Origin of the sequence: Kaistella gelatinilytica (assembly GCF_015679325.1) — a bacterium.
Lineage (GTDB): Bacteria > Bacteroidota > Bacteroidia > Flavobacteriales > Weeksellaceae > Kaistella > Kaistella gelatinilytica.
In genome coordinates, this window is the sequence record NZ_JADPVI010000005.1 from 17,806 (window position 1) to 41,746 (window position 23,941).

At 31.2% G+C, this 23,941-nt stretch carries 24 protein-coding genes; 3 read left to right on the forward strand and 21 right to left on the reverse strand.

Features of this window, described 5'->3' with window-relative positions:
• Window position 1: 1 nt before the first annotated feature.
• Genes tssO through tssR form a run of 3 tightly spaced genes read left to right on the forward strand, consistent with a single transcriptional unit; the run spans window position 2 to window position 3,844 of the window.
• Complete coding sequence (gene tssO / locus IV494_RS14440) at window positions 2-502, forward strand: type VI secretion system TssO (RefSeq protein WP_196080821.1); 501 nt, start codon at window positions 2-4, stop codon at window positions 500-502.
• Window positions 503-533: 31 nt separating this feature from the next.
• Window positions 534-1,460: a PKD domain-containing protein gene (locus tag IV494_RS14445; RefSeq protein ID WP_196080822.1), complete on the forward strand. Its 927-nt coding sequence runs from the start codon at window positions 534-536 to the stop codon at window positions 1,458-1,460.
• 14 nt (window positions 1,461-1,474) lie between these two features.
• Window positions 1,475-3,844: a type VI secretion system protein TssR domain-containing protein gene (gene tssR, locus IV494_RS14450; protein ID WP_196080823.1), complete on the forward strand. Its 2,370-nt coding sequence runs from the start codon at window positions 1,475-1,477 to the stop codon at window positions 3,842-3,844.
• Between the two features lie 432 nt (window positions 3,845-4,276).
• Here the strand turns inward: tssR and IV494_RS14455 are convergent, their stop codons facing one another.
• From IV494_RS14455 to IV494_RS14550, 21 genes are all read right to left on the reverse strand, one after another.
• On the reverse strand, window positions 4,277-4,846 hold the full coding sequence (locus tag IV494_RS14455) for a hypothetical protein (protein ID WP_196080824.1): 570 nt from the start codon (window positions 4,844-4,846) through the stop codon (window positions 4,277-4,279).
• Window positions 4,839-5,402: a hypothetical protein gene (locus IV494_RS14460; RefSeq protein ID WP_196080825.1), complete on the reverse strand. Its 564-nt coding sequence runs from the start codon at window positions 5,400-5,402 to the stop codon at window positions 4,839-4,841. Before IV494_RS14460 ends, IV494_RS14455 begins: the two co-directional genes overlap by 8 nt.
• On the reverse strand, window positions 5,399-5,638 hold the full coding sequence (locus tag IV494_RS14465) for a hypothetical protein (protein WP_196080826.1): 240 nt from the start codon (window positions 5,636-5,638) through the stop codon (window positions 5,399-5,401). Before IV494_RS14465 ends, IV494_RS14460 begins: the two co-directional genes overlap by 4 nt.
• 355 nt (window positions 5,639-5,993) lie before the next feature.
• Window positions 5,994-6,434 carry a hypothetical protein gene (locus IV494_RS14470; protein ID WP_196080827.1) on the reverse strand — a complete coding sequence of 147 codons (441 nt, stop codon included), beginning with the start codon at window positions 6,432-6,434 and terminating at the stop codon, window positions 5,994-5,996.
• Between the two features lie 10 nt (window positions 6,435-6,444).
• Window positions 6,445-7,095: a hypothetical protein gene (locus IV494_RS14475; protein WP_196080828.1), complete on the reverse strand. Its 651-nt coding sequence runs from the start codon at window positions 7,093-7,095 to the stop codon at window positions 6,445-6,447.
• Window positions 7,096-7,108: 13 nt separating this feature from the next.
• Window positions 7,109-7,462, reverse strand: coding sequence for a hypothetical protein (locus IV494_RS14480; protein ID WP_196080829.1), 354 nt, complete (start codon window positions 7,460-7,462; stop codon window positions 7,109-7,111).
• A gap of 644 nt (window positions 7,463-8,106) precedes the next feature.
• On the reverse strand, window positions 8,107-9,099 hold the full coding sequence (locus IV494_RS14485) for a hypothetical protein (RefSeq protein ID WP_196080830.1): 993 nt from the start codon (window positions 9,097-9,099) through the stop codon (window positions 8,107-8,109).
• The gene (locus tag IV494_RS14955) at window positions 9,083-9,364 is read right to left on the reverse strand and encodes a glycoside hydrolase family protein (RefSeq protein ID WP_394368412.1); all 282 of its coding nucleotides are present in this window, start codon (window positions 9,362-9,364) and stop codon (window positions 9,083-9,085) included. Before IV494_RS14955 ends, IV494_RS14485 begins: the two co-directional genes overlap by 17 nt.
• Window positions 9,365-9,486: 122 nt before the next feature.
• Complete coding sequence (locus tag IV494_RS14490) at window positions 9,487-9,717, reverse strand: hypothetical protein (RefSeq protein WP_196080831.1); 231 nt, start codon at window positions 9,715-9,717, stop codon at window positions 9,487-9,489.
• A gap of 204 nt (window positions 9,718-9,921) precedes the next feature.
• Complete coding sequence (locus tag IV494_RS14495; RefSeq protein ID WP_196080832.1) at window positions 9,922-10,884, reverse strand: DUF5991 domain-containing protein; 963 nt, start codon at window positions 10,882-10,884, stop codon at window positions 9,922-9,924.
• 2 nt (window positions 10,885-10,886) lie between these two features.
• Window positions 10,887-13,106: a peptidoglycan DD-metalloendopeptidase family protein gene (locus tag IV494_RS14800; RefSeq protein WP_230380257.1), complete on the reverse strand. Its 2,220-nt coding sequence runs from the start codon at window positions 13,104-13,106 to the stop codon at window positions 10,887-10,889.
• Window positions 13,107-13,123: 17 nt separating this feature from the next.
• Window positions 13,124-13,573 (reverse strand): DUF4280 domain-containing protein, encoded by a 450-nt coding sequence (locus tag IV494_RS14505; RefSeq protein WP_196080833.1) that lies wholly within the window; start codon window positions 13,571-13,573, stop codon window positions 13,124-13,126.
• Window positions 13,574-13,663: 90 nt separating this feature from the next.
• On the reverse strand, window positions 13,664-14,563 hold the full coding sequence (locus IV494_RS14510; RefSeq protein WP_196080834.1) for a tetratricopeptide repeat protein: 900 nt from the start codon (window positions 14,561-14,563) through the stop codon (window positions 13,664-13,666).
• On the reverse strand, window positions 14,533-15,816 hold the full coding sequence (locus IV494_RS14920) for a glycoside hydrolase family 19 protein (RefSeq protein ID WP_196080835.1): 1,284 nt from the start codon (window positions 15,814-15,816) through the stop codon (window positions 14,533-14,535). Before IV494_RS14920 ends, IV494_RS14510 begins: the two co-directional genes overlap by 31 nt.
• Before the next feature lie 254 nt (window positions 15,817-16,070).
• The gene (locus IV494_RS14520) at window positions 16,071-16,520 is read right to left on the reverse strand and encodes a DUF4280 domain-containing protein (protein ID WP_230380258.1); all 450 of its coding nucleotides are present in this window, start codon (window positions 16,518-16,520) and stop codon (window positions 16,071-16,073) included.
• Between the two features lie 125 nt (window positions 16,521-16,645).
• Window positions 16,646-17,062 carry a hypothetical protein gene (locus tag IV494_RS14525; protein WP_196080836.1) on the reverse strand — a complete coding sequence of 139 codons (417 nt, stop codon included), beginning with the start codon at window positions 17,060-17,062 and terminating at the stop codon, window positions 16,646-16,648.
• Window positions 17,037-17,486: a hypothetical protein gene (locus IV494_RS14530; RefSeq protein ID WP_196080837.1), complete on the reverse strand. Its 450-nt coding sequence runs from the start codon at window positions 17,484-17,486 to the stop codon at window positions 17,037-17,039. Before IV494_RS14530 ends, IV494_RS14525 begins: the two co-directional genes overlap by 26 nt.
• Before the next feature lie 20 nt (window positions 17,487-17,506).
• Window positions 17,507-18,451, reverse strand: coding sequence for a hypothetical protein (locus tag IV494_RS14535; RefSeq protein WP_196080838.1), 945 nt, complete (start codon window positions 18,449-18,451; stop codon window positions 17,507-17,509).
• On the reverse strand, window positions 18,441-20,378 hold the full coding sequence (locus IV494_RS14810) for a glycosyl hydrolase 108 family protein (protein WP_230380260.1): 1,938 nt from the start codon (window positions 20,376-20,378) through the stop codon (window positions 18,441-18,443). Before IV494_RS14810 ends, IV494_RS14535 begins: the two co-directional genes overlap by 11 nt.
• Window positions 20,379-20,528: 150 nt before the next feature.
• Window positions 20,529-21,479 carry an XAC2610-related protein gene (locus IV494_RS14545; RefSeq protein ID WP_196080839.1) on the reverse strand — a complete coding sequence of 317 codons (951 nt, stop codon included), beginning with the start codon at window positions 21,477-21,479 and terminating at the stop codon, window positions 20,529-20,531.
• A gap of 7 nt (window positions 21,480-21,486) precedes the next feature.
• Window positions 21,487-23,919, reverse strand: a complete 2,433-nt coding sequence (locus IV494_RS14550; protein ID WP_196080840.1) for a glycoside hydrolase family 24 protein — start codon at window positions 23,917-23,919, stop codon at window positions 21,487-21,489.
• Between the last annotated feature and the right edge of the window lie 22 nt (window positions 23,920-23,941).

A 23,941-nucleotide genomic window follows, 5' to 3' on the forward strand; every position in this document is an offset into this window, starting at 1 on the left:
TATGCAGGTCAATATAACATTATCGAATAAAGAAAAACGACATTATTTCCTCTATCTTTTGGGAATGATGCTTATTACAATACTGATCGTTTCAGTATTGACGCTAAGAAAATTCCCTTCGCCTTTTGGAGACGCAGATCTTCATTCTGTATTGGTCCTGGAGGAAAAATCGAAATTTGATGAAGCGCAAAAATCCATCCAGAAAAACATCGACAGTACTTTCGCGCTCATCGAAAAATTTGATCCTGAAAAGAATGATCCAATGAAGGAAAATGCGATCGATATAGGCATCAGTGATATTGGTAATGCTTTTAAAATCACGGCAGTTACAGATAAACGGCAGAACGGATATGCCAGAATCGCCAATTTTTATAAAATGTACGAACTCGATAAAAAAAACATGCACATCAGTACAGAAAACGTTGATCTCTTCAAAAAACAATATGACAATTGTCTCATCAACGTAAAGGAAAGAGCTCAACAAAGAAATCAGCAGCAATAAATTTGGATAATGAAAAGTAAAACTAACTAACATGAATTATATACAAAAAAACAGAAGGAATATTCTGGTTATTTCAGGCGCCTTAGTGCTTATTGTAGGATTATTAATTTATCTGCTACAGAAAAAAGGGCATACTTCGGATGATATGGTCGCAACGGTTTATCCCATCTCGGTTAACGCAGGTGAAAATGTAAATTTTGAAGATAAAACCGCTTTCTCTACGAACCGTAAATGGGTCTTTGGAGATGGCTTCGAAACGAAAGACCAAAAAGGTTCTCATATATTTAAAAAACCAGGTTATTATCAAATTTCTCTTATTGTAGATAACGAGTATACTAAATCTTTTCCGGTGCTTGTATCTTCTGCACCTATAGCAGTAGTCTCAGGCGAAGTTGCGGGTGCAACGGTTATTGATGCTCCTTCACAGGCAATGCAGCTAGAGAATGTCCTCTTTCGCGCGGTATCCAGCAATGCAAAAATATATTCCTGGAAATTCGGCGAATCAGGTAACATTGATGCGAAAGATAAAATGGTGACTTATTCATTTAAGAATCCCGGAACTTATGTGGTGACGCTTTTCACAGATACAGACACCGATCCTATCATTCATCAAATAAAAATCTTACCTTCTTATCCCGTGAACGAAATTCAGGAGATTAAACCCATTGAGGCAACCCAAACGGAAGTGATCAGTAAAATAAATGATGATTTCAGATACCATCTGCAGCAAATTGCAAACGGAAGCAATTTTAATATGCATTACTATTATTTGCTAAGAACTTATTTGTGTAACAAAGACAATGTCTCGGTATCTGCGAACGGAAAAAATATTTCTTTCTATTACTACTGCACAGGACTTCAGTTCGATAAAAACAATCTTATTCAGGAAGTTACAACCACGATCGATCCGGGGCAAAACTGTATAACGAAAGTTGAAGTAAAACAAAGCAAAGAATAAAAAAGACTACAATTATGAAACATACATTACTAAAGACAGCCTTTCTTCTTGCAATATCATTCCTGATCATGGGCTGTAACGTGAGAATTCCGTCGAATACCACGCCAAAACCTACGGTGTACGGAATGATCGACCAAATTAAAATTACAAATGGTTATCCTCTAAAAAAAGAGCCATGGGTCGTAATATCCGATAGAAACAGCAATGTTGTTTTTATGAAAAAAGGTGATGAAAAATCACCGAAAGAAATTAAATTTTTAGAACCACTTTTGGTTGTAAAACATAAAGATGCGAGAGGTTTGGTAAAAGTTGCAGCCTATAATCCTGATGCTCTTTTGCAAAAGCTTCCTTCAAAATCAGTAAAAACTTACGGCTGGATTCCGGAAGATCAGTTATTACTCTGGACCAATTCAGTAAAAAATGATGCAAATGGTTTTAACATCAAAGCAACCCTAACTCCAAATAGATCTGACGTTTTAAAAAATGGAGATAAGTATTTGAAAAATGATTCTGTACTTGTATTCACTTCGCCGGATCTAACAAATCAGGCGAAAGTAAAACTTCCGATTGGTCAGTTGGTTTATATCTATAAAAAAGCAGAAGACAGCAAACGATATTTAATCGGTAAATCTCCATCTGTGAAAATTGACAGCATTTCGAAAAATCTGTATGGGTGGGTAAGCTCTAATATTGTAACGCTTTGGGGTGATAAATCTGCACTTAGAGTTTCACCTGATTACAAATTTGCAGGGGAAAATGATTTATCGGTAACAAAAGAAAGCTTCGGTGGTGCCGCAAGTACAACTTTCCCGGTATCAGATGCGATCAACAGAGATCCTCTACAAAATATCATCAGTACAAATCCATTAAATGCAGCAATGGCCACGAAGGGGAAATTCTACACCAATGCTTTAGATTACAGCAAAAATTTTATTTACAATATTTTAGGTCAACCTCTTTATCATCCTCAATATAAAGAGATCATATCGAAAAATAAAAATCTGAATATCGTTCTTACCGTAGATGCGAGCAATGAAAATGATCAAAATATAGCAGTTGCAAAATCAACTTTGCAGGATCTGTCTTTAAAATTAAAAAATATAAAATATTTCCGACAGGTTAATTTTGGCGTTGTTTTATATAAAAACAATTCTTGTGGGGAAGATGTCGCTGCGTCAGAATTAACCGCAGATCCCGAGAAAGTTTCCCAATATATCGACAGACAAATTATATTAATGCGTTGCAGCGGATATGGTGGACAACCGATGCAAAAAGGAATGGAAATGGCAGGACAGGTTTTAGCAGATCATAAAAACGAAACAAATGTCGTGGTTCTTATTGGTGCAAATTCCAGCCAAAGTAATATGGGGAATGCAATTTCCAATTTATCTGCAGCCAGAGCACGAATTATTTCCTATCAGACTTTTTCCGGAAATTCAGAATCATCGAATAATTTCGTCCTTCTATCTGAAAATATAATTACAAACTCCGGGAAAAATATTGCAGAACTTGAAAAGGAAAGAATTGCAGATCAGGCGATGGTTCTGAATAAAAATGACTATAGCCTTCTGCAGCAGGAAGAAGGACTTTTCTCTCTCGATTATCCGAAGAAAAGTATGTGGCAAGGTTTTGTAATTTACCCGAAAAAAGGTGATTTTAACTCGAGCGCATTACTTTCAAAAAGTTTAGACAGTCTCTTGTCTCAGGCAACTGCACAAAATAAATTTTTAGAAAAATCTTTAACAAAATATTTTCAATCTTCGCTCGCGAATACAAGAACTGAAATAAAGCCTGATTTCCGCTCCGAGTACTCTGATGTTCCGGCACCTTTGCCAACGGAAACTTCATCACAATTTGTGAAGTACGACAATCCTTTTTTAACGAAAGGAACTTACACGGATGATTTCAAAAATTCATTTCCGGTTGTTCAGAAAGGTATTTTAATTTCTGAGCCGGAATATAATCGCCTTAGAAACTTGTATGAAGAAATTTATAAAGAGACCTTTTCTTTCAGCAAGACCTTTTCACAGAGCAGCGCTGTAAATGCCTACATCAAAATATTGAAAAAGTATAATTTATCGACAGAAAAATTGAGATCAAGTGATTTGAAGACCAAATCAATGGCTTACTCTGTAGGTTTAAGCACTGGTTTTGACACATCAGCAGATGAAATCCTTTCGAAGTACATGCTTGCGGGCTGGAAACAGTCTAAAGTGATGCCTGAAGAAGCTGTAAAAGCTTACTTCAAACAGTTTCGTCTTTTAGCAGATCGCTTACTGGAAAACAAAAGCAATCCTAAAATAAAGATCGATCAGAATGGTGAAACCTATTATTGGTTAAGCAATTATTTTGCACCACTGATCACGCCACAACAAAGTTTATAAAAATGAAGACTGAGATTTAATTCTCAGTCTTTTTTTTGTCTAAAAGAGGATTTCGCATTTATTTTGCTCTAAAAATATTAGAGAAATAATATGTTGTTCATCGAAGCTGACCGACATCTTATCATTCTTAAATCATGAATAGACGAGCTGATCATTTTTTTTAGGAAATTTGCACATTCAAATTTTGGGCTCTTAAAACATTGAATACCGGTTAATCTTATGCATTATTGATAAGAATACCAGATTTGCACTATCAATATTTTGCGAAACATTATTTATTATTATTTGAATTTACAAGAAGCTAGTTGCCTAATCAAGTATCAGTAGCGATCTTATAGGAAGAATTAATGCAAATTCATTGTCTTCTTCTTTCGTTAAAAATGAACTTATTAAAAACAGAAACCGAAAATTTTTAATTATTGTTTTGTAATATTAAAGTTCAACTATTTTTCCATCTTCATCGATTTTATAAGAGATAGATTTGGTTGAATTTGAAATTTCTGTTTTGACAAAAATTTTGAAATCTTTATCAATTTTAAAAGACGTATTTTCTTTAGAACTGTCATCTTCCGGTTCTTGCCAAGTGCCTTCAACATACAAATCAGAAACTACTGCATTATTTTTAATGGTTAATAAGTAGTACCGATAGTCAAAATCTCCACAATCTTGCGGAACTAAAACTAAACGAATATCATCTTTATTAGGTAAGGAAATGTACCTTGTTTTTTCTTCGGCACAGCTATATTCTTTTAAGTTTTTTATTGAAGATGTGTCAAGTAATTCATAACTTGCAGTTTTTGGATCTGTCGTTTTATCATAAATAGAGATATCTACAGCAGAAGATATGGTATTTTTAGAGTCCTTTTTATCCAACCTCACAATAGCTACAGAATCTTGCTTAGAGAAATTATCTGTCTCCTTCGGCGATAATTGTTTTTTGCAAGAAGTTGTGCAAACTGAAAATAGAATTAGGAAAAAGCCGAAATATAATTTTTTAGTCATTGCTTTTACTTCTTATAAATGAAAAATACTTCTCATCACATTGCGTAAAATTAGTGAACTGATTCATAGAATTACCGCTATTCTGAATAACAATACTGTCTCCATAAAAAATATCTCCAATTCTCCCAATGTCAATTTGCTTCGGCATTTCAGAATTATAAATAGCTAATAATCCTTTTGAAATAATTTTATTTTTGTCGTAAATTAAGTAATCATAATCTTGTTTTACTTTGATAAGTTTTATGCTGAACCGTCCATTTTCGCAGGATTTTAAAACATAGGAACCGTCAAGTTCACTAGTCTTTTTCTTTTTTATGAGATTACATTTAATAGGCGCATAACATTCACCACCTTCTACGTTTTTGACTATTTTCCAGTTGATGGAATTCTCATTTAAAATTGTGATTTCTGCTTCGCCATTTTTACCTCCAAAAAAACTAGAAAAGTTTACTTTATACTTATTTCCTGCAATTTCACCCGTTAAATTATTGATCTCATCATTTGAGCAGTCAATTTTATTTCCATTTCTGGCAATTGCACAATACTGACCACTCAAATACCATCTTTCACAACAATATTTATTTGAAAAGTTCTGTTCATTAATTCGTTATCAGCAGAATTAACTTCATAAAACCATTCTCCGCTAATGTTTATATCTTCCCTTGAATCACCACCAGTTTTACCAACATTGCTACTTTTATGAACAGGTTTTTGCGTTAGAACAATAGAATTACCCTTGTCGCAACTGAATAATAAAATAATTAATGTTAATAAATAAGTGTATTTTTTCATTCAGTATAGTATTGGTTTGATGATCGATTTTCAGAAAAAAATTTTTAGTGGTCACAAAAATATCCCACGTTTCAGGTCTTTCAGGATGTCTGGAAAGTGCACTTTTTAAACTATTTTTTAGTTCAGAAACTCTCTTTAAAAAAATTTTTAATAAGATGTTTTTCTGCAGCATTAAAATGAATTATCAGTCTACCATTATTAGCAACAGAATATATATAACTAGCGCTGATCTTTGTTTTTCACAATGTAAGCATCACTGATTTCACCTTTTGGATCAGTATCCGTTTTCGCTTGACGTGTCGTCGTCGCTAGAAACTTTGGAGAGTCTTATGAAGTTTTTGGATGTAATAGGAAGTTATTTCTTTTGAAGAACTACCCATTGATTAATTGTACCTTCTCCTCCAACACCCTTAATAAAATATTTATTTTCATCTTTTTTAATTTGAAAATTTGGTGTTCCAGATTTGCAATTTCCTTCATTTCCAAGGTAATATAATTCTAAAATATTATTGTGCTCAACCGCTTTATAATGTCCATTACAAATGATAGGTTCGTGATAAGTGTTAGTCTTCAAGAGCACATTATCTTTTTCGATACTAAAAGAATATGTAATAAATGAGGTACCTGTTGTAGTCTCTTCAATTTCTTGCTTTACGGAGTATTGCCCTTGAAATTTTGGGTTTATAAATTGCAAATTTTCTAAACTGGAAGGATCATTTAAAGTTGTTGCTTTATTCTCAGTGGTTTTGCAACTTAGTAAAGCTAAAAAAGAAAATAGGATTATTTGATTTTTCATTTTCAATTGTTTATGCATCATAAAATAAAGTTAAAATTAAGTTACCTTTTTCATCGCACCATCTTATCCAAAAATCTTTTTTATTGTCATCTTCTACCATTAAAAAATCACCACTAATTTTAATAGGATAATAGAAACTATTTTTATTTTTTGGATTTTGCTGAGACTTTTCATTAGGTTGAGATAATAATGGGTTTTCCTTTTCATTAAAATCCACGGAAAATACGGTTAAAATATGTTCATTGATAGTTTGGTATTTAAAATCTGGATCAGATTCTTTTATATATTTTGTAATATTTTTATCTTCATTGACTATGATTTTATAAAATCCATTATCTTTACCTAAATATTTAAAGACAAGTAAAATATTTTCAGGTTTTATAGCATAAGGACTTATTTCTTCATCACTAAAATTATCATTGAATTTAAAAGATTTCCACTTGGAACCGTCTATATTATATATTGTTAATAAATTTTTATGATTAAATGTATTTTTCAATATGACAAATCCATTATTATTTAATACTATACGTGCATCATCTTTTATTTTAACTTGAGCCTTAATAGAATCCTTTAAATTTATCTTACTTTTAGGAGAATTTTCAGAACTTTTATTATTACATGATAAAATTGACAAGACTAAAAATATTTTTATATACATAATATTAAAATTTCTATTGAACGATTTTTGCATCTATTTTTTCTACAGTTTCAAATGGTATGGATAAAGCACCAATATGTCCATGATCATAATGACCACCAACTTTTGAATTTACACCTGAATAGGTTTTACCAGTTGCATAATTTTTATTAAATCCATATTTTAAAGCAATTGTAAAAAACTCTTTATTTTTGGCATCATCAAAAACATCTGAACTACTTACACCTTGAAAACTTTTGCCATTCTTATTTAGATATCTAAAATCAGCATTTAAGCCTGATTGTTTTCCCTTATGACCATGACCAGCATGATGACTTGATGCTTTCGACGGTGTACTTGTAGGGTCACTTCCGTTTTCTGAGGACATATCTCCGAAATGAATTTCCCAATTTTTGTCCTTTATGTGTGAAACTATTCCAACTAATGCTGCTGCAGTTTCTGGTTTAAGGTAATGATCACCTTTACCAACATATTCAATTGTTGATTCACCACCTGTATCAACTCCTCCATATCTATTAAAACCGCTGCCAGAATCAGGAAATTTTACAAATCCGTAGGAATTTTTAGTAAGTGTAAAAAATTTAACGAAATTATTTGAGTCATCTTCTTTCTGTACATAATATGCTATTGAATCTTGAGATTTTATATATTTTATATCACCATTTCTATAAATATAAAAACCTGAACTACCTACATTTGTTTTGACTTTTCATTAGTAACAGAGAACTTTGCAGATTAGTTTTTGTGCTTCCGCTGATTTTCAGAATTAGCAACATTACACTTACCTGGCTGTCTTTCTGTATTTTGCATGCATAACTGGCCGTTACATAATATTCATGATGGAGACTTCACTTTTGATCTCTCTCATCATGAATTTATTTGCTAGCATTTTTAGGAGACAGGCATTTGAAAGCAGGGAGATTTTTACTTCCGTAATGCCATTTACATTTACTCTCGCTTTAAAAGATTGTGCAGATTTGTCGTATTTTTAGAAGTAATGTTTTATAATATTTATTTCTCCACAAATTCACCATTAATATTTATTACATATTTGTACTCTTTAACTCTATCAATTTTGCTATTAATTAGGTGAGTTTGAGAAATATTAATATTTAAAGGATTACTAATTTTAAATGTAAGTATGGTTTCATCTCTTATGTTTTTTTCATCTTTTTCAGTATCCCAAGAATCTGATTCTAATAATAATTTTGAAATAATCTGATTTCCTTTTACTGAAATTAAGTCCTTATAGGGAAAATCACCGCAATCATTAATCAAAATGAAAATATCAAATTCATTTATTCGTTTTAGGTAGTAACCACGAGATTCCGTCCCACAATTATAATCACTAAAAATCTTATTTTGTAATTTAGAAGGCTCTATTTTTTGAATTTCTTTGCTTGAGATTGGAAAATTTAAGGTTGGGTGATTATATTTTTTTTCGAAAAGTTTATTTTTAAATTTGTAAACACATCCATCTTTTTCAAAAAGAAGATATTTATCAATAAAAAAAGCATCTTGAAAATATAAATCAAGTTTTGAACTTTTATCAAATGCTTTTTTATTTCTAATATATTCAATTTTTTTAGGGGTATCCAAATTAAATTTTTTCAAAATAAATTCTTTTGTTAATCCATGTTTTTTATATAAAATATCAGATTCAATTTCTCCATTAAAAATGTCATCTGTATAAACATTATTAATAAATACAGAATCATTTGAAAAATAAAAATCGACACTTGTATATTGATCTATATTTTTACATTTTGTTGATTCCCAAATTGATTCTACATTTTCGAAAATCCATTTATCTTTCGTATTTTTAGTGTAATTTGAACCAATAGCTTCATTTACAAAATTAATGTCTGCTTTTTTGGTATTTACGCTATCAATGCTAGTAGATTTAAAATCTTTATTATTATTTGAAGTATTTTCCTTACATGATATATTTATATATATAACTAAAATCAATAGTAATTTGCTCATTTTAATGTGTGGAATCATAAGTATTTGTTTTAAACATATTTATTTCTGCTTTTCTTCTTTTAATTAACCCTACGGTGCCACCATTAGTTACATCTGCCATCTCGTCTGCACCACCTTCGTAATCTTTATTATTAATTTTTAGTTTAATTTTTGTGTCACCTTTTTTAGCGCCTCCTATACTTAAAAATTTAACCCCTGTATTAAAAGTTAAACTTACGAGTGCACTAAACTCATATTGATAAAGATTTACTGTTATTAGATTTTGACTGCGGCTTTTTATTATCGCATTTCACGGTTTTGGCAGGATTTTCTTTACAACTTCAAAAATTAAATGAAAAAAGAATTATTACTAAATATTTTATAAATGTTTTTATTATTGATAATCAAAGCAACAACCTCTATTGATTATTTACTTCTTTCAAATACTCGTTGCGAAATTTTAGTTAAATCTTTGTTTTGACTTTTCATTGTATATATATATTTTTGATAAGCAATTTTAGCCTGAGACTTTTCATTCAATCCCCATAACGAATCGCCATAGTTAATCCATGATAATACGCAAAGCGGATATTTCTCTAAAATATTGTGAAGTAAATAAACTGATTCCTTATATTGATTATTTTGTTCATGTTTCATAATGGTAATTTTACCACCCACCGCACACATTAATTCATATATTTCCGTGAGGCAACTGTGTCCCATCACTTTTATAATTATTATTTCGGATATGTCAATGAACTATTTTGTAAAAAAGCATTCCGTTGAATGCTTTTTTTCTTAGAATAAATTTATTAGGTATATTATGTCCTGATTCGTTAAGACATAATATTTTATAAAAAATCATTTGCTTTTCGTTAACTTAATTTCGGTATTGTAATTCCATTTAGAATCTGCAACAATTGGACTCTTTAAATAATACTCACCGTTCTTATAGATTATTTCACCTAAATCTTTAAAGTCCGAGTGATCTGAAAAACCGTCTCCATCTATGTTTTTCTCATATTTTAAAATTAAGGTATTATCTTCTTCTACCATTTTACATTGATCTGTAAAATCGGTTTTATAGCCCATTCCAGAAAAAGTACAGTTTCCATCTTTAATTTCTAAATTAAAATCGATTGCCATTTCAGAATTTTCATCCAACTTTCCATAATCAATATTTACTTCATAATTGCCGTTCCATCTTTTAGCATTTTTTGTGTCTGACTTAACTTGTGTTTCCTTTAGTTTCAATAGAGAATTTAACTCACCCAAAGAAGTAATATTTTCATTTGCATCGTTGATTGATTTTGTATTTATCAATCTCCAAGATTTTTCTTTAGTATTGTACAAATAAAAATATTTCTCGTAAGGGTATTTATAATCTTTATTTTTATTAATAAAATTACTTGGAGTAAAAACTGCTATTATATGGTATTCTGATAATTTTGGCTCAAGTTTATTCTTTATTAATTTATTTAATTGTTTAAAGTAATTATCATCTGGTTCATCCTCAGAAATTACATTATTTTTGGTATCAAAATCCAACCATTCTTTTTGGTTTTCGATTTTTTTGTTCACATAATTTATTGTGAATTCACCAATAGTATTATCGACATAAGAATACATCGGAAAATCTGAAGTAGGACTTAATTGATAGCCATTAAAATATTCTTTATTAAAAAAATCGGGTGTTTCAATTCCTTTTTCTGAAGTAGTTGAAATTTGCTTTTGTGGTGATTGCTTTTTATCTTGCCCATTACATGATATTATAAAAAAAATTAGCAATAACTTAAGTGATAGATTTATTGTTTCTGTTTTCATTTTTAATTTCCTTTATCATCAAATTTTGTTTTCATATAATCCTCAGGGTTTAAGCGACCTGTAAGTTTGCATTTTAATTTTCCACTTGCCCCTCCATATAACGTGTATGATGTTCCTGCTTCTACATGAACATGTCTATATTTCTCATCTACATGCATTGCATTTCCAGTACTACCAGACAACGCTATTATTTCTCCGTGTTTTACCTTCTGACCCACAATTACTTTCGGTAGAGATAAATGTGCATAAAAAACATAAACAATGTTTCCGTTTTCATCTTTAGATTTTATGGTAACGGTATTTCCATAGCTACTTGCACTTTCATAACCTAAAGTATAATTATTCTGAGGTAGATCTTTCCTAACATGAACTACCTCTCCACACATCATCGAATGAACGGATGTACCAACTGATGCTAATATATCTGTTCCTGTATGAAAATATTGCGTTCCATTTGCTCGTGTTCTTGCTTCCTTATTATATCTATTGTGATTTCTATGTCCACTTTGATCATTAACTTTTGGACTTGCTACAACATCAGCGTAATCAAGACATTGCGAAAAATCTTCTGGACATTTTGATGCAGATATTTTAGAAGCTGTTTCAATATGCTTTCCACATTCAAAATCTTGTGTTTTATTTGTAAGTCCTTCTGTAATATATACTTGAACTTTCAATTGAACTTCTGATTTCCATACTTTACCATCATTATTTATATCCAAACCTTTATTCTGATTATATGCTGTGACTCTTAATCTCCTAAGTTTATCTGACTCATTAGTTCGGGTAGTCAATTTATCTAAAGATGAGGCAAAAACAATATGTTCTTCTTTACGGGAGGATGCTGGAAACAAAACTTGTAAATAGAAATCTACAAATTCCACTGTTTTTCCCCGTAACGGCTCAAAATATTTTTTCACATAATCCAATTGATCAAGAGCAGTCATATCAGCAAATTCTTTTACTCTTTTTAAATACCAGTCTTCTTTCTGTTTAGTTTTTTTATTATATTTCTTTCCATAATAATTCTTAACCATTTCTGTTGTAACATCTCTGCCAAGTAAACCTTTTGCCGTACTTGGCATAAATTGTATTAATCCAGTTCCTCCAGAATTTGCCTGATTTGGAGCATCAGGTTTGAAGGTACCTCCACTTTCCCATCGAAAAACTGCCATTAGATTATTAGCCATTTTTATTTTATTCTCTTCTCCCCACAAATCTTTGCAGATTTCAACAACCTTTTTTCTAAAATCACAATTAACCTTATTTCCCCAAATTAAATCATATTGTTCACATTCACATTTTGAAGCAGGTTTTTTTACCTCAGTTTTTTTAACAACAGTTGTACTTTTACCATCCGGCAAAGAAAAAGTGGGCAATTTATCTTTTATGGCTGTTCCTACACTTTCTGCATAATCCCAAAGTTCACCTGCTTTGTCAGAAATGGTTTCCATAATTCCTTTTTCCTCTTTCTTGCTTGCTGGTTTACTTTCTGCAGGTGATCCTTTTGCTTTTGTCTTTGTTGCAGGTTTATTTGTAGCAGGGATTTGAGGATAAGTATTATTTACATTTACATTATTGGTGGCGTGTTTTTTATTTTTATAATATTCCACAGTCACATAAAATTCCAGTTTCGAATCCTGTTCTCCTCTTGAAGCTTTTAACATAAGCGCAGTGCTCAACGAAAAATCAACAGCTGCCAAACCGTTTGCATTAACGCGTGATTTTTGTGTAGAAATCGGCATATTTTTTTCATTATGTCCTCCTCCTGCTGCATCGTCTTCCCACAAAGTAAACACCAACTCTTTGCCCAACATATTAGTACAATTGGCTCTGGCTCTCAATTTTTCCATAAAGCTGAAAGTGGTCCCCTTGGTATCATCAACATAAAATAATTCAACTTTATTGATTTTAGGGATTTTGGCGGGTTGGGGAGTTATTACTAAACCGCCGCCTTCAGGACGGTATCGATATGCTTCTAATCTATAAGTATGACCAGCAGCTGACTCCCCAAAAGTAAAATCGCTGCGACCTAATTTTTTGTTATTAGTAGTTGTGAATTTGCCGCTGCTTCTTTTTTTGAAAAGTTCCCACGTGACTTTTGTAGGATCCTGTTCTAAAACTGACGTAGCTGGATACCAACTCACAATATTGTAAATATTCTTTACTCCTATCACAGGCGATTTGCTTCCTGATATAACTGAAACTCCTTTTTTTGACATAATTTAAATTTTAAATATCACCATGCCTCTACACCATTACCATTAATTTCCTCACCAAATTCCTCAAAATCCACAATAGGATTATAAACATGCTGTTCTTTCGAGTCAGCTTTCTTTACATTACGTTTCCCCGCCTCACTCTGCTGTCCATGTTTCATAATGGTAATCTTTCCACCCACCGCACACATTAATTCAGATATTTCCGTGAGACAACTTTGTCCCATTACTTTAACTTTTTCGTAAGGTTTCTGCCATTTACCTACAGGTGCGTAAGTGCACGGCAAATATCCTCCAGATGAAGGTTTCAATTTACATTGTCCAAAGGGCATTGAAGGTGGATCGAGAGTGAGGTCATCTTCAGTTACGGCCAGATAATCTGCTTCTCCTTCGGAATCATTCCAATAATGTTTTTTGTGACTCGTGACTTTAAATTTTGGGAATTTAAAGCCTTGGTCGCATTTGCACATTCCTTTTTGGAAAGTTATTTATCGATACTTCAACGAAAATATTTTTCTAGAAGGAAGCCGTCTCAAAATATATTTTGAGACGGCTTCCTCTTAATTTTCGCCTATCCTGTCATTAACTACTTTTGGAATTTTAGATAAATCTTTTTTTTGGCTTTTCATTAGAGAAATGTATTTTTTGTAACTCTCTTTAGCGTTGCTTTTTTTATTTATAAGCCAATAAGCATCTCCAAGATTGAGGTAGGCGACAGCTCGGTCTGGAAATTTATCTATTATTTTGGTTAAAATAAAAATTGATTCATCACAGATCTTAGCTTGTTGTAAATAAAAGGCAATATCGTTACTATTTTTCACATCAATAAAATTGATATTACTTATTTTAAATATGTCAATCGGGTAATCTATAAAAAAATCTTGGGGATTGTATTTAAATTCAAGGTTAAATGCTGGTTTACTATCAAGCATAATATAATTCTTCAAATTATTTGTAGAATATTCTGAGATTTTATCATTTTTAAAATCTGTCTTTTCATCCAAATCTTCATAAGTTAGATTAGTTGCATTTATAGGTTTATAATAGTTTTTCGAAATAAATATATTTCTAAAGTTGTATTTCACCTGCTCCTTGCTAATAAAAAACAGTTTGTCATTTTCGATAAAGTAATGATATGCAATTTGTATTTTTTCTGATGTAGCATTATTCTCATATACCAATAAGAAATCATTACTTAATCCTTTTTTAAAAGTTGTACTTAAAGCCGAAAAATTTCTAATTAATCTTTCACTATTGTATATAACTGATGAATCAGAATTTTTTATAATTAATTTATCATCAATTTGTAGTATCGAATATCCAATTTTTTTTATCTCATAGCCCGTTTTTTTCTCTACAATAAAATGATCTTTAATTTGACCATCACCTTTGCAGGAATGAAGAACGGAAAATAAAATTAATATTAAACTTAATCTGTGCATTTTTTTATTTTTAAGCATGATTCTATTTTTGTTGCGTAGCCTTCTATCGTTGATGCTTTATCTGTTCCGTTTATAACTCTTCTGGCATTATAGTAGTCTGTTTTTTTTGAGTTTATATAATGATTTAAAGAAACTCCTGTAAATTTACCCTCTTCACTGCCGTAAATCATAATTTTCATTGCAAGATCGGGATCTAATACTTTCTCAGGATTATTAACTAAATCTACTCCAAACTTCTCACCCATTTTACGGTAATTTTTCTTCCATGTAATTTGTACATATCCTCTACCAAAATATTTCACACCATCACCTTGTACATTATTTTCATTTTTAAGAGCCATACTTCTACGTTTCTCATTTTTTCCTAAAATAGGATCGTACATTTCTTCAAAATATTTTTTTCTTATTTTCCAACTTAGCCAATTTGCTTCTTCAACAGGATTGAATGTAGAACCTGTTTCATGTTTCGCCGTTGCCAACAAATATGAAATTTTGCTGACGTCGCAATCTTTTTTTTCTTTCGAATAATATTCTTTTATCCCTTTGAAAACTATTCTCAAACTACTTTTCAAATTTTCACTTAATGGTACTATTTCACCTTTTTTATTTTTTGTAGGAAACTTTATTTGATAATTTTCAAAGAAAAATTCTTCATCAATCCTACAGCATTTGCAATCCTTGCTTTCTTCTTCGTTTTTTCCCTGCGGTATCATTCCAACGCTTGTCGTGGTGCGAACATTTTCAATCGAATCCTCTATCTTTTGCTTTCCTTCCGCAACAATTTCAGCAGTTTTATTTATGAAGTTGCTATCATCTTGTTCATTATCTTTATCAACTTCCACTGCTCCTTTACTAGTCGCTTTTTTATTTTCGTAAACTGCAGTTACATAGAATTTCCTTGTTGTTTTAGTAGTTGAAGTGAAAAAATCCAGCAAGGTTTTTTGCGATGCGTATTCCAGCAAATTAAACTTGACTTCTGCGACACCGTTTTTATTTACCTTCTTTTTCTTTGGTTTTTTATATTTGTTTGCTTCCGAAGTTCCTTCCTCCCAAAGGTAGAAGGTAATTTCTTTCCCAAACAGATTTGCAGTTCTTGCCTGCGCAGATAAAGATTCATCAAATGCCGCTTTATTTACATTTTCTTTACCCCGATTGAGCAAAATAACGCGCCCGATTGAAGGTACCTTTGTTGTTTGTGGTGTTACGACTAAACTCGCATAAAATTTATTTTCTACCTGATTAAATAAATTGCTTGATTCTTCAAATACCACAATTTTGAACTGCGTACCAACAACTTTCTCCCCAAAAGTATAGGGTGCATTTTTGCCATATTTTACATTATTAGCAACTTTTACCCAACTTCCGTTTTGATTTTTAAATAAGGTCCACGTATATTTTGCTTTGGAGTCATCTTTAAAAATCGAAGTTGTATTAAGAGTGAAAATATTATTCCCAATTTCGTAAAACGTTTTTTCTTCGGCTTTTGGTGATTTATTACCGGTTATTGCATTCATACTTTTTAAATTTATTCTACCTCAAAATTATCTGGACTCAACTCCTCCTGAAACTCCTCATAATCGATTACCGGATTATATACTTCCTGTTCTTTAGGTTTTGCATTCGCAGCATTACTTTTCCCCGCTTCACTTTGTTGCCCATGTTTCATCACCGTTATTTTCCCACCGACCGCACATTGCAATTCCGACATCTCTGTCAGGCAACTGTGTCCCATTACCTTCACTTTTTCATAAGGTTTTTGCCATTTTCCAACTGGCGCGAAAGAACAGGGTAAATATCCACCTGTCGTTGGTTGTAGTTTGAAGTTTCCAAACGGCATTGCAGGTGGATCAAACATCAGATCGTCTTCTGTAACGGCGAGATAATCTGCTTCTCCTTCCGCATCATTCCAATAATGTTTTTGATGACTGGTCACTTTAAATTTTGGGAACTTGAAACCCTGATCGCATTTGCACAAGCCTTTTTTGGAAGGTTGGGTTTTCGAAATTTTAAAGAGCGGCTATTCTAAAAAAGCATTCGAAGGAATGCTTTTTATTTTATTTTTAATTATAATCGTTTGATATTATAATTATTTTTATCAATTTAGTATTTTTCTGTTTGCTGAATTATGCTGGAATCTACATTTCTCCCAGAACTGTAATTTAAAGTAATTAAAAAATTCTTATCAATATTAAAATTTATGTAATTAACTGTGGTTCCGTTTTCTGTTTCCACAGTTTCACTTTTTCCTATGAATAAGTTATCAAATAATTTATTGTTTTTAAAAGTAACCAAATACCATCTTTCAGTATCGCCTTCGAACCAAATGATAAAAACATTTTTATTAATTTCTAGAAGTGATGTGGGAGTTTCCCCATCAATATTTATGTAATTGTATTTTGCGGGAACGGGATAATCCAAAATTTCAATTTTGCTCCCTACTATTGGTAAATTAAAAATACTCTTGTTTTCTGGAATATCAGATGATTTTTTGCTATAAAGCATTGTCGATAAAATCATCCGTAAATTTTTTAAATGAATTTTGTCGGTTTATGCTTTGTGAGGATAAAAAGTCTTCCTCTTCACCCACACGTTTAATATTCTTTAATTGATTTGAACTGTCATAATAAAACATATAATTTTCATCATAAGATTCCGACAAAGTTTCATCAATATACATATCAACACTAAATTTGACTTTCACACTTTGTGAATTTTTTTCTGCTTGTCTTGCAATGTAAGTCATAGCACAACCAGAACAGCAGCTGATAACAAATGATCCACCTTCAAAATCTTGCTGATTTTCCAAATTTTCATTAATTGAATCTGTTACTTGAGTATTTGCGTTTTTCTCTAATTCTAAAGAATTCGGATTACTTAAAGTTTTTTTACATCCTAAAAAAATAAAAAGTGTTAAAATAATTATCTTTTTATTTGTTTGCATTCCTTGAAATTAATTTTGTTTTATTTAGTTTCAATTATTTTCCCAAAATCCGTCAATAAATATCTCTTTTCTTCAATTTTGTTTTTTTCAAAATTTTTATTTATTGTTCTAACTGTTAAAATTGAATTCTTATCAATTCTAAAATTTGTTTTTTCGGCATCTTGCTTACTTTCTGGTTCGAACAACTCACCTTCTACATATAGACTTGAAACTACCGTATTATTAAAAATCGAAACTAAATAATATCTGTAAACTGCATCTCCACAATCTATTGGAACTAACAACAGACTTGCTTTGTCAGTTTTTGCCAATGAAACGTATCTTATTTCGATTTCGCCACAAGCGAATTCAGATATTCCATTTATACTTTTAGTTGGTAAGGTTTTATATTCTATATTTTTGTAATCAATTTTTTTATCATAAGGTAAAATCGAACCAGAAAATTGGAAAGGTTTTTCTTTTTTTTCAATTTCTGTGGATTTTTCCGATTCAGAAAAATTATTTTTTTTTGTTAAAATTATATTATTCGGCGCATAATATTCTCCGTGTGGAGGTTTTGTAACAATCCATTTTAAATTATTTTTATTAAAAATGAGTTCTGCTTTTCCGTTGTTTGCTCCAAAAAAACTACTAAATTCCAGCAATGCTTTATTTTTTTGGATTACTCCTTTAACATTATTAATATCGTCAAAATCACAATCCATTTTGCTACCATTATTATATACAGCGCAATATTGCCCAAAAATTGAATCTTTACTTATTTTTTTTATTTTTAGTGTAAATTCTTGTGTTTTGTCAGCAGATCGCCAGTGCCATGTTCCAATGGAAATTGAATCATTTTTTTGATTACTAAAATTTTTTTCTACAATAAATTTTTCTTGTTCATTACTTTCACTATTCTTTTTTTTGCAAAAAATAAATGAAGTAAATAGCAAGAATAACAATAAAACCCTTTTATAATTCATAATTCAAACATTTTGTTACTCTATTATCCAAATCTTTTGAATAATCTTCAGAAAACCAACCTTCTTTCGCACCTTTTATATAATATTCTCTTCTTACCTCTGCAATTCTATTAAGAAGTTTATCTTGTTCTTCAACACTATTAATTGCTTTAGCTGTTAAAGGACCCATTCCTCCATCATCGATAATATTTTGCGCAAATTCATTTCTCAAGAGTTTTTGTACTTCTTTAATTGCTCCACCCGATGTAATTGACCAATCATAAATCATTAATGCTACTTTCAAATCTTCAATTTCGCAATATCCTTTTGGTTCCCAATATCTTTTCCTATAAATAATTGTAGCTTGAGCATCAGTTAATTTTTTTTGATTATTTTCAGTTGGTTCAACACCTAAATCTTCTTTAGCATATTTGATCCAAATAGGCCAACTTATTCCTTTATTTGTTGGATCTCCCTTATCTTTTGATGGCTCATTTTTATAACCTCCTTCATGAATTAAAATAATTGGAGCAACTTTTTTAAATTTATCTTCACAAGAACTTGCATTAGAAGTTGCATTTGCTGGTTCAGATTTATTTCCTCCCCCTAAACATCTGCATGTATTTGATAATCCTAATTCCAAAGCTAAAGCAACTAAATTTTTACCATTTAATTCTGTAGAATTTTTAATAAAGTATTTTTTAATTAAATATTCCTGCGAAAATTCTCTTACATCAAAATGAACCCAAGTTGTTGCAAAAGATTCTAAATAAAAAATATCACTACCTGAATTCCAATCTTCTTTTGCTCCAGTGTATTTTTTAAAAATTTCTTTTCTAATTTTATCCATATCATCATTACTTTTAGTTCTTTGACCTGTACTAAGAATATTATAATGAATATCTAAAGCCTTTCCACAATGATTTGTTGTGCCATCTCTCTTATAGATGTAATGATCGTGGCATCTATAACCAGATTCGACCCATTTTGTTTTGAAGTTAAGGTTTTTGTCTTTTTCAACATAAAAAATTGAAGCTCTGTATCCACAAACTAAACTTCTATGAATTCCTGGATATTCATACTTCCTGTGTTTTTCTAAAACTTTTATATTTTGATACTGTTCGCTATTTCTTTCTTTTCCATAGCCTGTGCAAACTCCACATTTACATTTGATCGCATCAAAGTTAATGGGATATTTCGCTTGAAACTCATCAATCGCCCTTAAAGTATTCCCACAAACTTTCCCAGTTTCAGGAACTTTCATATAGTCTCTCTGAAATTGTTTTACCATTTTTTCGGTTCGGTCTGTAAATAAAGAGGTAGGAACATTTCCTCCAAAACCAGCTAAACGGATATTAATTTCTCGTATTAATTCATTGTCATCTCCTTTTTTAATACAATATTTTTCACCACAATTTACAATGGGTGGTACTTTTGTTTGATCCACCATCGCCGCACTTTTCACCACTTCCATCTGTTGCGGCGCCGCATCATCCAAACCAAATTTGTTAGATTCGGCAGTAGAATCTAAAACGATAATCTCTAAAAAGTAATTCTGTTTATCAGAATCTGGATCACCTGCCGGTAAGTCAATTCCTTTCTGAAAATGAATTTCTGTAATTTTAAATCCTCCAGTAGTGCAAATATCAGAAGGAACTTTTATTTTCCCACTCCGGAAAAGCTCATCATGTATTCCAAAATCCTTTTCACAAACTACATATTGTAGGTATTTTCCCAACATATTATTTGACAATATCTGAACTTTGACAGGAGACCCAACAAGAACACGCGCTAATTTATGGTTCTTATCATTCACTAAATAAGCATCAGTTATATTGCCTTTTGCATCAGGTTGTTTTTTGGTTTTGCTCGCAGTTGTTGAAGGAAATTTTGGAGAATCTTCATTAGGTTTGGGTTTGTAATCAGGATTCGCCACATCTACAATCATCTGGCTGGCTTTCTGTATTTTACCGGAATAACTTGCCGTTACGTAATATTCGTGGTATGTAGCTTTGGAAATAGCAATAGAAGAAAATCAATAGTAATATTTTGGTGTTTATCATAATCTATTTAAATCTAATAAATAACATTACAAACTTTAATTATTGTTGAATTTTTCTTGTCTATTTGTTTTTTCCCAAGTTTTATCAGAATTTAATTTATAAGTATTAACATTAATATTGCAACATCCAATAGGACTTTCTGTAGTAATTGTTTTATTTTTAAAATCGAAATCTTCGGCTAACAGCCCATGTTGAAGAGGAAAAGAATCTAAAGTATAAAAGTTTCCATTTTCATTCTGAAAATAATATTCATACAATTTGCCACCATTCCCACCTTCATCCCAAACAATTGCGAAATCTTCTAAACCATCAAAATTAAAGTCCTTTATAGTAAAACTATTGCAAGGTAAATCACTGTAAGTTGCCCATGAATTTGGTTCATAATGAATTTCTTGAGATTTTGAATTTGTCTTGTTGATTATTATAATCCATGCTGAAATGGGATTTTTTTGTAATTTTTCATTTGAATATTCTGCGGCTTCTAAAGTGAATTTGAATTTATTTGAATGATCGGTAAAATCACAGGATTTAGTTTTGGGTTTACACATCCTATTTTCAATCGTCTTTAATTGTTTTTCATTGATAAATAGACTTGGTTCATAGCTATTTAATTGATAGGATAGAATTCCTTTATTTTTATCAATCCATTTCAAATTATAGTACGAAGATTCATTCTTATTTATATAAAAATAGGTTGAATTTCCTTTAGTTTTAAAATGGTCTATATTGAAATTGGAATCTTCCATTGCTGTGTGATCCAATATTTTGTTCTTACTTATTTCTAAAAACCGATCACTATCTATACAATAGTAATAAATATCATTTTTTTTATTAACTAAAAACCATTTACCATTGTAAGAGTTTTCAGTAATACTTTTTGAAGCAATAATATCTATAATTTGTTTTGATTCTTTTGATTGGCATGAAATAATTAAAAATAATAATAATAACCAAAAATAATAAAGTTGTTTTAGAGTGTTTTTCATATAAATATTAATTTTTTCGTATTTGTGTGACTGTGTAAAAATTACCATTATAAACTGTTTTACCTTTTAGAGAATAATCTGCTTTATCAAAATATAAACGATTATTATCACTTGCGCCTTTTTCTTTATGACTTGTACCAACGTCATAAAAAATATAATAGCATTTATTGCCCTCGCATTTGCGTCCAACAATAACAACAAAATGATCAGTGGTGTGATCTGCATTATTATTTATTTTATATCCTAATCCATGATCTACTCCTACCTGAACTGGATGACCCTTTTCTAATTCGCTATCCAAATACGAAACAGCATCCTTTGAAACTTGGGTATTAATATTTAATATTGTATGCTTGTCATTTTCTAATGCAGTTTGGTATAAACTTGCTAAAGACGTCGCCGTAAGACCATTATTAATTAAAATATCATCGCAAGTTTTTTTACAAGCCACCATTTGCCTATCGCGTCCTCCCCATTTAGGATCAAATTGAGTTTGCCATGCTATTTTACTTCTTAAATCTATTTCAGATTTTCCACATCCTGTTGTTGCAACTGGTTTTACAGGTGCTTCATCGCAACAATCATAGCCAAAATCTTTTAAAAATCCTTTTTTTAAATGTAGTGGACTTTTGCCTCTTAATTCTTCTTGATAAAATGTATTATACAACTCTAATGCTTTATCCATTGTTTCAATCGGTTGTCCATATCTACCTGGTGGCAAACTTGCCCATTCATAACTTCCGTAGGTTTCTGTAGCTTCTTTAATATTACCATTTATTATCATCTCAAGCATTCCTGCTCTCTTATGTTTGAATAAGACAATACAAAATTTATCCTGACTTTCCGCTGAGAAATCTTTTACAGTATAAGTTTTTCGATTTTTAATCATGCTTTTATCGCTCCAAGTATATCCCATTACTTGATAAGCACCAGCTGCAGAACTATAAACTTTTTCGCCATTCTTTTTTGTATAAAAGAGAATTTTTATTTGTGGATGATCACTCATATCTTTATAATGTGGTGCCTTTATAAAATTGCCTCCTCCAAATAATTTAGTATAACCACCTTCAAAATCATGTGTTACATATACTATTTCATTCTTCTTAGTTTTTTTATTATATACAGAGGATTTTATTAGTTCTCCAGTACCTTCACCAACTCTAAGCATTCGCATATAAGCTCTCACTCTCGCTTCACATTCACAAACATTATCTTCTTCTTTCTTTTTCTCCACCTTCACTTCCTTCACCATCGAAGCACTTCTCACCACTTCCATCGGTTGACCAGCTTTGTCATCTATACCAAAATTTTTGGATTCTGCGGTGGAATCTAAAACGATGATTTCTATAAAATAGTTTTGCTTATCAGAATCCGAATCACCAATTGGCGAATCTATTCCTTTTTTAAATAGGGTGTCCGTAATTGTGAAACCGCCAGTTGTCGCAATATCTCCAGGTATTTTTATTCTGCCGCTTCTATAAATTTCGTCATGAAAACCAAAATCTTTTTCCCAAACCACATATTGAATGTATTTTCCCACCATATTGTTTGACAATATTTGAACTTTTACAGGAGATCCAACAAGAACACTCGCTAATTTTTGGTTCTTATCATTCACAAAATAAGCGTCCGTTATATTGCCTTTTGCATCAGGTTGTTTTTTGGTTTTGCTCGCAGTTGTTGAAGGAAATTTTGGAGAATCTTCCTTAGGTTTGGTTTTGTAATCAGGGTTTGCCACATCTACATTTACTTGGCTGGCTTTCTGTATTTTGCCAGCATAACTCGCCGTAACATAATATTCATGATTGGCACCTTCATCTTTATCACCACTCATCATGTATTTGTTGGCTATGGCTTTTAGAATTGAGGCGTTAGATAGTAAGGATATTTTTACTTCGGCGGTCCCATTTTCATTCACTCTCCCTTTAAATGTTTGTGGAAGTTGATTATTTTTATTAATACTTACATTGTGTCCAGGACCAGCTGCATCATCTTCCCACAATTGAAACTCTACCTCCTTATTAAACATCGCAACGCAATAAGCTTTCGCAATCAAAGTGTCGCGGTAACTTGCTTTGTTGGGATCTTTTGCGCCCTGATTAAATAAAATTACTTTGTCAATTTTAGGAACTTTGCTGGAAGTGGGAACCAGGAAAAATTCTCCTGCAGGTTTTGCCTCAAACTCTTCGCTAAACAATTTAGGCGTGGCTTTAAAAACCTCCAGTTTAAATTCTTCACCCAGCACTTTCTCTCCAAATTTAAAGGAAACTTTTTTTCCTATTTTTGGAGGTTTTTGAGTGATGTTGATCCATTTCCCAGCTTTCTTTTTCCAGATATTCCAGACATAAGTAGCATTCAAAGAATTAAATAGATCTAAACCATCGCTGAACTGAAAAATTTCGTCTTTTCCTACAACTGGATTCTGGGTTCCGGTAATCATAATTTTCTTTTTTAAAATTGGA

Excerpts from the sequence above, each read along its gene's own strand:
- tssO (WP_196080821.1), top strand. The coding sequence starts at position 2 with ATGCAGGTCAATATAACATTATCGAATAAAGAAAAACGACATTATTTC.
- IV494_RS14445 (WP_196080822.1), top strand. The coding sequence starts at position 534 with ATGAATTATATACAAAAAAACAGAAGGAATATTCTGGTTATTTCAGGC.
- tssR (WP_196080823.1), top strand. The coding sequence starts at position 1,475 with ATGAAACATACATTACTAAAGACAGCCTTTCTTCTTGCAATATCATTC.
- IV494_RS14455 (WP_196080824.1), bottom strand. The coding sequence starts at position 4,846 with ATGACTAAAAAATTATATTTCGGCTTTTTCCTAATTCTATTTTCAGTT.
- IV494_RS14465 (WP_196080826.1), bottom strand. The coding sequence starts at position 5,638 with ATGAAAAAATACACTTATTTATTAACATTAATTATTTTATTATTCAGT.
- IV494_RS14470 (WP_196080827.1), bottom strand. The coding sequence starts at position 6,434 with ATGAAAAATCAAATAATCCTATTTTCTTTTTTAGCTTTACTAAGTTGC.
- IV494_RS14475 (WP_196080828.1), bottom strand. The coding sequence starts at position 7,095 with ATGTATATAAAAATATTTTTAGTCTTGTCAATTTTATCATGTAATAAT.
- IV494_RS14480 (WP_196080829.1), bottom strand. The coding sequence starts at position 7,462 with ATGTCCTCAGAAAACGGAAGTGACCCTACAAGTACACCGTCGAAAGCA.
- IV494_RS14485 (WP_196080830.1), bottom strand. The coding sequence starts at position 9,099 with ATGATTCCACACATTAAAATGAGCAAATTACTATTGATTTTAGTTATA.
- IV494_RS14490 (WP_196080831.1), bottom strand. The coding sequence starts at position 9,717 with ATGAAACATGAACAAAATAATCAATATAAGGAATCAGTTTATTTACTT.
- IV494_RS14495 (WP_196080832.1), bottom strand. The coding sequence starts at position 10,884 with ATGAAAACAGAAACAATAAATCTATCACTTAAGTTATTGCTAATTTTT.
- IV494_RS14800 (WP_230380257.1), bottom strand. The coding sequence starts at position 13,106 with ATGTCAAAAAAAGGAGTTTCAGTTATATCAGGAAGCAAATCGCCTGTG.
- IV494_RS14505 (WP_196080833.1), bottom strand. The coding sequence starts at position 13,573 with ATGTGCAAATGCGACCAAGGCTTTAAATTCCCAAAATTTAAAGTCACG.
- IV494_RS14510 (WP_196080834.1), bottom strand. The coding sequence starts at position 14,563 with ATGCTTAAAAATAAAAAAATGCACAGATTAAGTTTAATATTAATTTTA.
- IV494_RS14525 (WP_196080836.1), bottom strand. The coding sequence starts at position 17,062 with ATGATTTTATCGACAATGCTTTATAGCAAAAAATCATCTGATATTCCA.
- IV494_RS14530 (WP_196080837.1), bottom strand. The coding sequence starts at position 17,486 with ATGCAAACAAATAAAAAGATAATTATTTTAACACTTTTTATTTTTTTA.
- IV494_RS14535 (WP_196080838.1), bottom strand. The coding sequence starts at position 18,451 with ATGAATTATAAAAGGGTTTTATTGTTATTCTTGCTATTTACTTCATTT.
- IV494_RS14810 (WP_230380260.1), bottom strand. The coding sequence starts at position 20,378 with ATGATTGTAGATGTGGCGAATCCTGATTACAAACCCAAACCTAATGAA.
- IV494_RS14545 (WP_196080839.1), bottom strand. The coding sequence starts at position 21,479 with ATGAAAAACACTCTAAAACAACTTTATTATTTTTGGTTATTATTATTA.
- IV494_RS14550 (WP_196080840.1), bottom strand. The coding sequence starts at position 23,919 with ATGATTACCGGAACCCAGAATCCAGTTGTAGGAAAAGACGAAATTTTT.